Annotated in this window: 13 protein-coding genes; 2 read left to right on the forward strand and 11 right to left on the reverse strand. The window is 40.0% G+C overall.

The genetic code is table 11. The features are described from left to right. The coding region (locus LS69_RS07190) for a hypothetical protein (RefSeq protein WP_202978666.1) at nt 1-975 on the reverse strand (975 nt) is incomplete at its 3' end. Between the two features lie 103 nt (nt 976-1,078). On the opposite strand from LS69_RS07190, the gene LS69_RS07195 reads away from it, so the two are divergent. Beyond that, nucleotides 1,079-1,312 (forward strand): hypothetical protein, encoded by a 234-nt coding sequence (locus LS69_RS07195; protein WP_138123585.1) that lies wholly within the window; start codon nt 1,079-1,081, stop codon nt 1,310-1,312. 258 nt (nt 1,313-1,570) lie between these two features. Here LS69_RS07195 and LS69_RS07200 read toward each other — a convergent pair whose 3' ends face one another. From LS69_RS07200 to LS69_RS07210, 3 genes are read right to left on the reverse strand one after another with little or no spacing between them, the layout of a single operon-like run. Continuing rightward, the gene (locus tag LS69_RS07200) at nt 1,571-2,410 is read right to left on the reverse strand and encodes a MetQ/NlpA family ABC transporter substrate-binding protein (protein ID WP_194145459.1); all 840 of its coding nucleotides are present in this window, start codon (nt 2,408-2,410) and stop codon (nt 1,571-1,573) included. Nucleotides 2,411-2,430: 20 nt separating this feature from the next. Then, nucleotides 2,431-3,081: a methionine ABC transporter permease gene (locus tag LS69_RS07205; protein ID WP_138123587.1), complete on the reverse strand. Its 651-nt coding sequence runs from the start codon at nt 3,079-3,081 to the stop codon at nt 2,431-2,433. After that, nucleotides 3,074-4,048, reverse strand: a complete 975-nt coding sequence (locus LS69_RS07210; RefSeq protein WP_138123589.1) for a methionine ABC transporter ATP-binding protein — start codon at nt 4,046-4,048, stop codon at nt 3,074-3,076. The genes LS69_RS07205 and LS69_RS07210 overlap by 8 nt, the downstream gene beginning before the upstream one ends. Nucleotides 4,049-4,172: 124 nt before the next feature. Between LS69_RS07210 and LS69_RS07215 the strand changes: the two genes are divergently transcribed. Then, nucleotides 4,173-4,541, forward strand: a complete 369-nt coding sequence (locus LS69_RS07215; RefSeq protein WP_238699243.1) for a hypothetical protein — start codon at nt 4,173-4,175, stop codon at nt 4,539-4,541. A gap of 120 nt (nt 4,542-4,661) precedes the next feature. Here the strand turns inward: LS69_RS07215 and LS69_RS07220 are convergent, their stop codons facing one another. From LS69_RS07220 to LS69_RS07250, 7 genes are read right to left on the reverse strand one after another with little or no spacing between them, the layout of a single operon-like run. Then, nucleotides 4,662-5,432, reverse strand: coding sequence for an AAC(3) family N-acetyltransferase (locus tag LS69_RS07220; RefSeq protein ID WP_138123591.1), 771 nt, complete (start codon nt 5,430-5,432; stop codon nt 4,662-4,664). Next, nucleotides 5,432-5,659: an acyl carrier protein gene (locus tag LS69_RS07225; RefSeq protein ID WP_138123593.1), complete on the reverse strand. Its 228-nt coding sequence runs from the start codon at nt 5,657-5,659 to the stop codon at nt 5,432-5,434. Before LS69_RS07225 ends, LS69_RS07220 begins: the two co-directional genes overlap by 1 nt. Beyond that, on the reverse strand, nt 5,656-6,453 hold the full coding sequence (locus LS69_RS07230) for a formyltransferase family protein (protein WP_138123595.1): 798 nt from the start codon (nt 6,451-6,453) through the stop codon (nt 5,656-5,658). Before LS69_RS07230 ends, LS69_RS07225 begins: the two co-directional genes overlap by 4 nt. 18 nt (nt 6,454-6,471) lie before the next feature. After that, the gene (locus LS69_RS07235; protein WP_138123597.1) at nt 6,472-7,365 is read right to left on the reverse strand and encodes an AAC(3) family N-acetyltransferase; all 894 of its coding nucleotides are present in this window, start codon (nt 7,363-7,365) and stop codon (nt 6,472-6,474) included. Further along, nucleotides 7,362-8,081 (reverse strand): hypothetical protein, encoded by a 720-nt coding sequence (locus LS69_RS07240; RefSeq protein ID WP_138123599.1) that lies wholly within the window; start codon nt 8,079-8,081, stop codon nt 7,362-7,364. The genes LS69_RS07235 and LS69_RS07240 overlap by 4 nt, the downstream gene beginning before the upstream one ends. Beyond that, a complete protein-coding gene (locus LS69_RS07245) occupies nt 8,068-8,304 on the reverse strand; it encodes an acyl carrier protein (RefSeq protein WP_138123601.1) in 237 nt (78 codons plus the stop codon). Before LS69_RS07245 ends, LS69_RS07240 begins: the two co-directional genes overlap by 14 nt. 24 nt (nt 8,305-8,328) lie before the next feature. After that, nucleotides 8,329-11,328 (reverse strand): DUF4910 domain-containing protein, encoded by a 3,000-nt coding sequence (locus LS69_RS07250; protein WP_138123603.1) that lies wholly within the window; start codon nt 11,326-11,328, stop codon nt 8,329-8,331. Between the last annotated feature and the right edge of the window lie 22 nt (nt 11,329-11,350).

Raw genomic sequence — 11,350 nt, forward strand, 5'->3', positions numbered from 1 at the left:
AAAACTTCGTGCGTTTAAAATCATTGCATTGCCTAATTTATAAGCTAAATGATTATGGATTCGCGCTTTTGCGGAATCTTGCTTAGGATTTTGGGTATTGACGCGAATTTGTGCATTAGAATCCCTGCGCATTAAAGCGCAAAACTGCTTTTTAGCTTGTGGCAAAGGAATCTGATATTTGCAGTTTGAAGCATACGCAAAGCGATTCTTCGCGTGGTTGCAATAGATAAAATCATAGACAAACTCCAACCTCTCATACGCACTTTTGATAGAATCTAGCTTTTGAAAAATAGACTTTGGACTTAAAAACTCATCGGCGCAATAGTGAAATTTAAAAGAATCGCCACAATTTTCTTCCATTTGCGAAACATTATCATTCGTTAATAAATGCGTAGAATCTTTCGTCCAAAAAATCCCTTTTCTTGTTTCCTTTGCGGGGCTTCCAACATTTGCAGTATTAGAATCATAGAATCGTGTTGCTATGGATTTCGCGCCCATAATGCTACCAGAAGCCAAAAAGGCGTTTTTCCGAATCCACACATATTGCCCAAGCCAAATATGGTCGCCAACAAACATATTTCTATCGGAAATATTAAGGATTTTGTTGTTTGTAGAATCAAAAATAGGGTGATGGTCTGTATTTTCAAACACAACTCCCCACGAAAACATACAATCATTTCCTATAATGCAGTAACTTCCGCTTGTCAAAAGCCATTTTGTATCATTGGAGCTTTGCGTGAGAGCATTTCCGATAAACAAAAGAGAGTTTGTATAAAGCGTGGCATTCCCTTTAAGAAGAGTGTTCCCAACAAAAATCAGCGAATTATCTCCAGCAAAGGTAATATTCGCGCACAGATTCGCTCCACCGCAGAGAAAGAGAATATTATTTTTGCCTTTGAAAGTTACCACAGAATTAATTTTGCTACTTGTTTCAAGATAAATCACATTGCCATTTTCTCTGATGAGTTTTTGCATAAAAATCCTGCACTAATGAAATAAAATCCAATTTTTACCTAATTTAGCTTTAAAAAGTCCTAAATTTACCAAGTTGAGTTTTAAAGCTAGAAAAGATAAATTTTTGCAAAATTTAAGAGGTTTAGAAATGACACAACGCGACCTTGCAGGTAGGCTTGATATTAATGTTAAGACTCTAAGAAAATGGAAAAAGGACCGCCCAAAAGTCTATGAGCTTCTAATGATTGGCTTAAAAGCCGAGAGTATGATTTCAAATTTCAAAGAAAACTGCCAAGAGCTAGAAAAACTAATCCAATCGCAAGATTCCACAGAATCCGAAGAACCTAAAAATCCTTGAATTTGGAATCTCATCTTTGAATTTTCCATTGCATTATTCCTTTAAAGCCGACATTATGAATTACCTCTAGCACTTCGTGTGCCTCGCAATGACAACGGAGAGATTCTTAGTTTTGGGTTCGCTTCGCGATGACGATAGGGCTATTTATGCCATAAATCACACAGCAAAACATTCATTGCGTGTTTTTCTTATTTTGGGCGTTTGGAGTGTGCGCAGAGGCAGATTGCCTCTTGCGTGAGATTGGCAATCCTTACAAGCCTAGAAACTTGGGAGAATCGCGCCTTTGTAATGGTCTAAAATAAATTGTCTCATACTCTCACTTTGCAAAACCTGAATCAGTTTTTGGATTCGTGCGTCTTGCTCTTTGCCACTTTTAACCGCTACGATATTCACATAAGGAGAATCCTTGCTTTCTAGCGCAATCGCATCATTAAGAGGATTCAATCCTGCAAGAAGTGCGAAGTTTGTATTAATCACAGACGCACTCACATCACCCAACGCACGGGCAAGTTGCGGAGCGTCCATTTCTTTAAACTTCAGATTTTTTGGGTTTTCTACGATGTCTTGCACACTTGCAAGTTCCACACCCTCTTTAAGTTTAATCAACGCATTTGCTTCCAAAATCCTAAGCGCACGCGCTCCATTACTCGGGTCATTTGGCAAGGAAATTAAATCACCCTCTTTTAGCTCATCTAGACTTTTAAGCGTTTTAGAATACACGCCCATTGGCTCTAAATGGATTCCAGCAACGCTAATGAGTTTCGTGCCGTGTTCCTTGTTAAAAGAATCCAAATAAGGCTTATGCTGAAAAAAGTTTGCGTCCAATGAGCCATCATCTAAAGATTTATTGGGAGTTACATAATCGGTAAATTCTTTGATTTCCAATGCGATTCCCTCGTTTGCCAAAACACTTTTAACTTGCTCCAACATTACCGCGTGTGGTTCAGGTGTCGCGCCCACAATGAGTTTTTCTGCCTTTTTGTTTTCTGCGTTTTGTGCGTTATTTTGGGATTCTACTTTAGAATCACAACCACTCATTAACAATACAGCCGCTGCTGCGCCTAAGATAAACTGACTAAAACGATGTTTTTTAAACATTGATGTCCTTTGTTTGAAGTTTAATGTTTTAATTTCTTGTATAAAAAATCTCCAATGCTTTGGATTATTTGCACTAAAAAAATTAAAATCAAAACAGTATATAACATAATATCGCTTTGGAATCTATAATATCCATATTTGATTGCAATATCTCCTAATCCTCCGCCACCAACAGCACCTGCCATCGCACTAAATCCGACAACCAAAATCAATGCCAAAGTAATACCCGAAACAATGCTTGGCATTGCCTCTACAAACATAATGCGAAAAATAATCTGCAAATTACTCGCACCAAAACTAAGAGCGGCTTCAATCACGCCTTTATCCACTTCTTTTAGCGCGTTTTCAATGATACGCACGATAAAGGGAGCAGCACCAATACTAAGCGGGACGATTGCCGCACTCGCGCCGATACTTTTGCCAATAATCCACTGCGTAAAAGGAAACAAAACCACCATTAAAATCAAAAACGGAAAAGAACGCAAAGTATTTGTAATGCTATCTAATGTGCGAAAAATCAAAGTATTTGGGCTTAAACCATTGGGCGCACAAAGCGTCAATAAAATGCTAGGAAGAATCGCTAAAATCGTCGCGATACTCGTCGCAACAACACTCATATAAAGCGTGTCCAGTGTAGCTTCTAAAAGCAAAGCAATCATTTTGCTATCCATTGCGTTCTCCTTGTATAATTTCCCATTTCGCGCCTTGTTCATCAAGATAGGCACAAACTTTTTCTTTGGCGTTTTTATCAATATTAATCACCAACACGCCAAGTGCGATTCCATTAAACGACTCCAAATTCCCCCACACGATATTAAAATCCATTTGCAAAGTCCTTGCCATTTGCGTGATAATGGGATTCTGTGCCAAATTTTTAGGAAAATAAATGCGGATATTCAAGCCCTCACGAGGTAGAATCTCATTTTCTCCCAAAAACTCCCGCATTTTCGGGTCAGGAGTGAGAAATAAATCTTCAATCCTCCCACTCTTTAACACTTGTCCATTTTCCATAAACGCAGCCTCCGCGCAAAGTCGCTTTACCACTTCCATTTCATGCGTTACAAGCACAATACTCACACCCAATTCTCTATTAATATCTCCCAACAAATCCAAAATCGCGCCCGTAATGCTTGGGTCTAGCGCACTTGTTGCTTCATCGCTTAAAAGCAACATTGGATTCACACTCAAAGCCCTTGCAATCGCAACGCGCTGCTTTTGTCCCCCACTAAGCTCATTGGGATAAGCCTTTGCTTTATCTTGTAAGCCGACTAATTCTAAAAGATTCTGAATCTCTTTAGGATTGATTGGCATTTTTGCACATTGCAAAGGCAAGATGATATTTTCATAAACATTTTTGCGACCAAGCAAAGAAAAATGCTGAAAAATCATTCCGACTTTTTGGCGAAAATGGCGCAATTCCTTGCCTTTAAGACTAGAAATCTCCAAACCATTAATCTGCACACTTCCACTTGCGATAGGTTCTAGCCCATTAAAAGTGCGCAAAAGTGTGCTTTTACCCGCGCCGCTGTGTCCTACAAGCCCGAAGATTGACCCTTTTTTAATATTAAGGTTAATATTTTTTAACACCTCTAAATCGCCATAGTTTTTACAAAGGTTTTGCACCTTGATTAAATCCATTTCACTCCTTAATTATCTAAAAATATTTGTGAGATTCCGCTACTGATTCTTTGCAGACTTTGCGCCTTTTGTTGGAATCTGATAAAATTGCGAAATTATAGTCAAAAAAGTTAAAAGGGCTGTTATGTTGAAAAAAATTTTAAAATTATGCGCTTTGGCAATGCTATCTTGTGGAGTCCTAAACGCGCAACCTTGGGTTATGTTTAACGATATGGACGATACTTATTTGTATGACCAAGCAAGTGGACAAGTGTATATTCGGATAAAAAAGGGCGGCAAAAACTATGAAGATACTTTCGTAAAAATGGGTGTGCAAGATTCTATCCACTCCAAACCGGGCTCAAAAGCACAAAAAACTAGCCAACCCCAAAACCAAAACGCAAAAGATTCTACAAACAGCCAAAGCGACGCCCAAAAGGAACAACAAGAGCTGATTAAAAAAGCGCAGGAATTGCAACGAAGCATACAGGGAAGTATCTTTAACGCAGAGTAAGAGCAAATGCGTTTCTAAGCAGAATCTTAATGTCGTCATTGCGTGTTTTTGCAAAGAATCCTAGCAAAAACAAAACGCCTAAGCAATGTAGAATCTCAATGCTCAATTAGGGAGCAAAAATTACACTAAAAAAATATTTTCACCTTTTGCCAACAAATCCAAAAATACTTCCGCAACTTTAGAGCATTCCATAACACCCAATGCACCACCACCAAATGGAGCGGTTTTTAAAACCCCCAAATCAATTAAAAAATAGGCAATTTTGCGATAATCTAGTTCGCTTTTTTGGTTAAGATAGCGCACGCGATAAATCACACTTTTAAAGCTTTCATTGCCATTTTCATCGCGCAAGATTCCACTAAAAGTTTTATCAAACCGATACGAAACATTTGCAATCGTCTCAAGATAATGCACAAAGGTATAGCCAAGATAGACATTCCCAAAAGTAAGAATCTTGCCATTATGGTGCAAGAGTTTTTCAAAAGTGCAACCCTTACCCAAAACCTCATCTCCAATTTTTAAAAAATCATCGCTACCTTGTATTGCAAACGAAAAAATCGGGCAATGAGTGCGACGCACATTTGGCATAGACAAAAAACTTTGCCCAAGCATTCCAACAAGCGAGGGTGAATGTAGCACATCAAAGACTTCATTTTTGCAAAAACTATAAGTAAAAGTTGGAATCAGGAGGCTTCCATTTTCGCCGATGAGTTCGAGCAAGGTTTGGCAAATGGTTTGATTAAAAGCCTCTTTGGGCAACAGCGGAATCCCAAAGCGAAACAATTCGCTATGCACACAAAGACTATCACCCGCTGCGATTCCAAGTGCGCTTAAAACATTTTTCAAATCTTCTGTGCTGTAGGTTGTGTCTTTAAATTTTACAATGTCCATTAAATCTTCACTCCCTTTTTGCGCAAAAAGTCGCAGATAGAATCGAGATTGGTATAATCATCAATATCAATCTCGCTATCAAAAATAGAGATTTGATAGCGTTCTTCAAGCGCGGCAATCAAGCTCATTAGCGCAAAGCTATCTAAAAAGCCATCGCCAATAAAATCTTGGCTTTGGGTGTCAATCCCTGCAACAGATTCTTTAAGAAGTTTTTCTAATTCATTCATTGGGTTTCTCCTAAGGTTAAATCAAATCCAAACTCGCTTTGCAAGTTTTTGTGATAGTTTAGAATCTCATATTCTTTACCATTAATCACGACTTTGGGTTTGGGCAACACCGCGCTTTTACCGCAATCCATGCTACGCAAAAATGCAAACTTCTTTTCAAAGCTCCAATTTAGATTGAGATAACCACCATTGGGCAAATCTGCTTTTTTGTGCAAAACAGAATCGCTGCTTTTTTGTAGCGAAGTTGTGAGATTCCAATGCAAAAGCGCGGGGCAAATCTCGCTAAAAGCCTCAAAAGCAAGAGCAAGTTGCTTTTGCGTCAAAGAAAGATAAGTCTCATCAGAATCAAGCACAATGGATTTTTGGATAATAATCTCGCCGCAATCAATTTTTGCATTCACGCAATGCCAAGTGATTCCGCTCAAAGAATCTTGCTCAAAAATACTCCACATTTGCGCATTTAACCCACGATGAGCAGGAAGCAAGGAGTTGTGATAATTGATAATTTTGATTTGTGGTTGTTTGATGATTTCTTGCGGAAATACATAATAATTATTCGCACTGATTATCAGCGTTTCTTTATGCAATGTTTGTAAAAACGCCTTTAGCGCATTTTTATCATAGAAATTTTGATAAGGAATCGCATTTTTCTTACACCAAGTGCTAAAAAGTGAAAAGGGAGATTCGCAAAAAGACGCACACGAGAGTTTGGCAATCTCTCCAGCAAGGGATTGTGCGATTTGGAGAGCTAGGCTACCATTGCCTACAATGAGAATATGCGCAAACTCTACCATGTTGCGCCTTTAGATTTTTTAGCTAGAATTAAAAGGCGGAACTGAAAGCTTATTAGAATCCAAACCGCATAAATTGCTACTAAAAGCCCCCCCCCCCCCGAGGGATTCTACCTGAACTTCTTCGCCATTTATGAAGTGATAATAAGCTTTAGGAGGATTTGTAAGCAAGAAAAATGGTTCAGCCTTGAGTCGATTTTGGATAAACTTAAAAGCCTCTTGCGCCTTTAGCGCATAGATTCCACTTGCACCAAGAGGAAAAAAGCGCAAAATCCCAGCATCTAGTAACTCTCGCTGCAAACGCATAAAGCTAACTTTCGCACCATCATCTAAGGGACGGCAAAAATGATAAAACTCTTGCTCAAATCTCGCCCCCTCCATCGTGATAAGTTCGCCCAAAAAAGGCTTTAAAAACCGATATTTCGCACCGCACATCGCCTCAACATAAACAATAAAAGTGCAAACGCGCAAATCAATGCCCAAAAACAACATTAACGCATCGCGCAAAAATGTGCGATGAAACACGCTTTCCCTGCCAAAGGGATTTGTCTCTAGCGATTCTTGGGCAAGGATTGTTTTGGCATTTTTGCCAAAACCCACGAAGTTAAACATTGGGTGATTGCTCCGAAATTTAGCCATTTGTCGCAAAAGCTCGTTTAGGATTCCAATCACGCTTGTTTGCGTTCTTGAATCACAATGGCGCGTTTTAGGGAAATCATAATTAAACGAGGGGACAATTAGCGTGTGGTGTGCGCTTAAGTCCAAACAAAAATCCCTCCAAATGTGCGGAATCCTAGCAAACTCCTCTCCCTCTAATCTCCCTAGATTCTGCAATGCACTATGGATTAGAAGCGTCTCTTCATCTCTAAAAACATCAAAGATTTCTTGAATCTGCGCTACGCGATAGCTTTTCATAAAAAGTCCCCATAAATCTCCGCAGTTTGCATATAAATTTGCACAATAGATTCTTTGAATTTCTCATTATTCCACGCTTTATTGCTTAGCAAACTCCACTCAAGCTTGTGCAAAAACTTATCCTTTTGCTCTAGTGTGTCAATCTGCACATTGCCTAAATACTCTTGCAGCGACTTCGCCAAAACCTCTGCAGCACGAAAAACAAAGATAAAAAGCGGAATCTCTAAGAGGATTTGGAGATTCTGTCTAAGCTGTCTCTCTAACTCTACGCTATGCGCTCTAGCCAAAGTGCAAGGGTGCGCCAAATGTGAGCTATAAAACAAATCCATTAACGCCGCAGGAAAGAATCCCAAAATCTCTCCTTTGGCACTTAAGCGCGGGAAATAGGGATAAATTCTACACAAAAGTGGGCGCATAGAGTGTGGATTACAAAGCCCAGAACATTCACAAGATAGGAAATACAGCACGAATTTCTTACCATTTTTCAAGACAAACTCTTCCCTTTTGGGTGGTTCGGTTATATTTGCGATTCCACCTTTGCTTTTGTAATGCTGATATTCGCCCTCTAAGAGTGCCAAAATAACCCTTTTGGAGTTTAAGATTTTAAACGATTTACCTAAGAAGTTTTTGCAACAATACGAATCGCAACTCTTCCAACAATCGCTAAAATGCACAAACTCCATTTGATAGAGTTTTTCCCAATCAATGTTTTTCATTTTTCTCCAAAGATTCCACAAGTGCGCAAAATCGCCCCAAAGTTCTAAACTCATCAGGGTCAAACGCACCCAAATCCAACTCCCTATTATGGTTTTCCTCTAAAGTATTTAAAAGCTCCAAAAATCCCATAGAATCAATCACACTAAAAGTCTCTGTCGCCTCAAAATCTTGCAACACAACGCCTCTTTTACTCAAAAACTCTCTTACTTCGTCTTTTATCATTCATTGCCTCTTATTGTATCTTTTTCAATCGCATTTTCTCAACAATCCAAACTCCACAAACTTGCCTAACCAATCCTCACATTCTAGTAGATTAATCCCGCAAATCTCGGCAATCTCTAGCAAATCGCGTTTGCCATTGCAATACATTAGGAGATTGCGCATATCTTTGATTTGATTGATAGAATCCTTCGTGCTAAGGGTTGGATAAAGCCCTCTTTTGCCAAGTTGGGGTTCGCAAAGAATCGTGTTTTGGTAAGTTGCATTCAACTCTAAAACACGCAAAATCCTAAAAACATATTCCAAGCTCTCGCCCAAACTCTGCGCACTCACCAAGCTTAAATCATCTAATGAAGTGTGATACTCCGGATATGCGCCAAACTTACTTCGCATAAGTGTGCAAAAGGGCAAATCCACGCCCGGCGCACAATACTGCCGCTCATCACTTCCACGCTCCAAATAGCTATACTCCACGCCCCCGCCATAATAAGACTTTAAAATATGCCGCGCAGCTCTATCGGCAAGATTATTAGCACTTGGCGAGTGCAACACAGAATAAGCGCGACTATCACCAATACAAGTAAGCACGAATCCCGCAATACAAGATTCTTTTAGGTGTTGGAGATTTTGACTTAGATAATAAATGCTTCCAATGGTTTCTGGGACCAATACAATGCGGATAGAGTAGAGATTTTCACGCGCACTTAAGAGGTTTGCAATTTCCCTTGCTACTGCGATTCCGCTAAGTTCGTTATTAACCATTTGTGGGTGGCAAATATAAGTGCTAAAGACGATTTCTTGCTCACTTTTGCCTTTGATAAAAATCTCGCCATAGCTTAGTGCGCCATTTTCTAGTGTGCTATCCACAACGACTTTAAATTTCTTGTTTGTGCCGCTAAATTGATTCTTTAGCTCCAAAAGCTGCTTGAAGCTTAGGCAAAACCCAAATCGTTCTTTATAATAAGAAGTGATATAAGGAATCGCGTTAGGTTGGGATTCTAAAGTATAGAGATGAGGCAGAAGCTCATCAAAGCTTAGCTCACAATTTGTCGGCACAGAATAGCCTACCAAATGCAAGCTGTTTGCTTTAAAGTCGCAAATCTTTTCGCCATTTGGCGTGAGGATATACGCGTCTTTTACATTCCACTCGCGCGGAATCTCCCAATCAAACGCCCTCTCTCCGCTTGGAACTTCAACAATTTTTAGCTCACATTTCAAGGATTCTTGCAGGATTTTAAGCGTTTTTCTATTACCTTCTCCTGTGAGTGAGCGCGGAATCCTAAAAAGCCCTTCTATGAGATTCAACATAGACTTACCACATTGCCCAAAATCAATTTTATCTCTTTGGCTGTGTAAGATTTGCTTTTTTATAGCACCTCTATCCACTTTGCCATTGCTATTTAGGGGGAATTTCTCCAAACACACCGCGCTACTTGGAAGCATATAAAAGGGCAATTTCGTGCGCAGAGATTCTAAAATGCTTTTAAAATCAATGGAATCTTTTGAGGCTTCAAAAACCGCATAAATCGTGTTTAAGCCATTTTTTTCTATCACAACACTCCGTGCTTGTGTGCCACTTATAGCTGACAAGGCATTATCAATCTCTAAAAGCTCCACGCGAAAACCTTGAATCTTGACTTGTTCATCAACACGCCCACAAAAGCAATACGCACCTAGATTCTCATCAAACTTGCCCAAATCACCGCTTTGATACCAGCGCACACCCTTTTCTGTGATGAATTTCTCATTTGTTTTTTGCATATCATTATAGTAACCCAGCGCGACTTGATCGCCTCCTAGCCACATTTCTCCCACCTGCCCCCTCTCTACCTCTGCGCCATTTTCATCACGCAAACTCACAAATAAATCACAAAAAGGCAAACCTAGCGGCACAATATCAAAATCTTGCGCTTTGATTCCGCATTTTGCAATTCCGCCCTCACCAATGAAGCGATATTGCGTGAAGCTAATCGTGGCTTCTGTGGGACCATAGAGATTATCAAGCAGTGCATTTGGAGCACATTGCGCAAAGTTTATGGCAAGAGAAGTCGGCAATGCCTCACCGCAAAAAAGCGCGATTCTTAGGTTCGAAAGCGCGTTGGGCTTAAGGCTTTTGAGCTTTTGCAGATACGCAATCAGCGAGGGGACAGCGAAAAATACACTAAGGTTTGCTTGAGCAAGAAAGGGCATGGGGTTAAGCAGCGCACGAGGCGGAATCACGACAAGGGTCGCGCCGGCAAACAGGGTGCAGAAGATGTCGTGTAGACTCAAATCAAAGGTCAAATCAAAGAATTGCGAGATTCTATCGGTGGGCTTGAAAGCATAGAGGGCTTGAATGCGCAAACAATAGCTTAGGAGGTTCGCACGGCTAACCAAAACACCCTTTGGGATTCCTGTGCTACCGCTTGTAAAGAGCAGATACGCGGGAGTTTGGGATTCCAAACTTTGATTTTGGATTGTCAATCCTTGATAAGGCTTTTGCAAAGAATCCTTTGGGATTTTGATAAATTCAAGATGCGGGAAATCTTGCACAAGGGATTCAAACTCTTGCGCGGAGGAGTCCAAAAAATCTAGCCAAAAAATGCGCATATTGGGTAAGTCTGGTGCAATTGTTCTAAAAGACTGCGCACAATGCGGACACAGCAAGATTGGCGCACCCTCTACACGAGAGATGATATTTATAAGGCGTTCTTTGGGAAATTTTGGATTTAGCGGGATAAAGGTAAGATTGGCAAACACACAAGCAAGAATGCTAAGATAAGCTTCAGCTTCACGATAGCCGAAGACAATTAAACGACTATTTGCCCCCCCCCCCCGCACAATTGTGGAGTTTTTAGCTTCAACCGCAGAATCCGCAAGGAAAGAGGCGAGATTGTGGCTTAAGCCTGAAAGTTGTTGGTAAGTGATTGTGTGATTATCTACTTCAAGGGCGGGACGATTCGCATTGATTGCAAACGATTTTTCTAAGTTTTGGGTTAGTTTCATTGCATTGCTTCTCTTTAAGATATTATCGCGAAATTTTAGCATTATTTTCCCAAAAATCAAAAAT

Origin of the sequence: Helicobacter sp. MIT 05-5294 (genome assembly GCF_000765675.1) — a bacterium.
Lineage (GTDB): Bacteria > Campylobacterota > Campylobacteria > Campylobacterales > Helicobacteraceae > Helicobacter_D.

Bases quoted from the DNA above. Each gene is read 5' to 3' on its own strand.
- LS69_RS07235 (WP_138123597.1), bottom strand. From the start codon at position 7,365: ATGAAAAGCTATCGCGTAGCGCAGATTCAAGAAATCTTTGATGTTTTT.
- LS69_RS07200 (WP_194145459.1), bottom strand. From the start codon at position 2,410: ATGTTTAAAAAACATCGTTTTAGTCAGTTTATCTTAGGCGCAGCAGCG.
- LS69_RS07245 (WP_138123601.1), bottom strand. From the start codon at position 8,304: ATGATAAAAGACGAAGTAAGAGAGTTTTTGAGTAAAAGAGGCGTTGTG.
- LS69_RS07250 (WP_138123603.1), bottom strand. From the start codon at position 11,328: ATGCTAAAATTTCGCGATAATATCTTAAAGAGAAGCAATGCAATGAAA.
- LS69_RS07210 (WP_138123589.1), bottom strand. From the start codon at position 4,048: ATGGATTTAATCAAGGTGCAAAACCTTTGTAAAAACTATGGCGATTTA.
- LS69_RS07230 (WP_138123595.1), bottom strand. From the start codon at position 6,453: ATGGTAGAGTTTGCGCATATTCTCATTGTAGGCAATGGTAGCCTAGCT.
- LS69_RS07225 (WP_138123593.1), bottom strand. From the start codon at position 5,659: ATGAATGAATTAGAAAAACTTCTTAAAGAATCTGTTGCAGGGATTGAC.
- LS69_RS07215 (WP_238699243.1), top strand. From the start codon at position 4,173: ATGTTGAAAAAAATTTTAAAATTATGCGCTTTGGCAATGCTATCTTGT.
- LS69_RS07240 (WP_138123599.1), bottom strand. From the start codon at position 8,081: ATGAAAAACATTGATTGGGAAAAACTCTATCAAATGGAGTTTGTGCAT.
- LS69_RS07205 (WP_138123587.1), bottom strand. From the start codon at position 3,081: ATGGATAGCAAAATGATTGCTTTGCTTTTAGAAGCTACACTGGACACG.
- LS69_RS07220 (WP_138123591.1), bottom strand. From the start codon at position 5,432: ATGGACATTGTAAAATTTAAAGACACAACCTACAGCACAGAAGATTTG.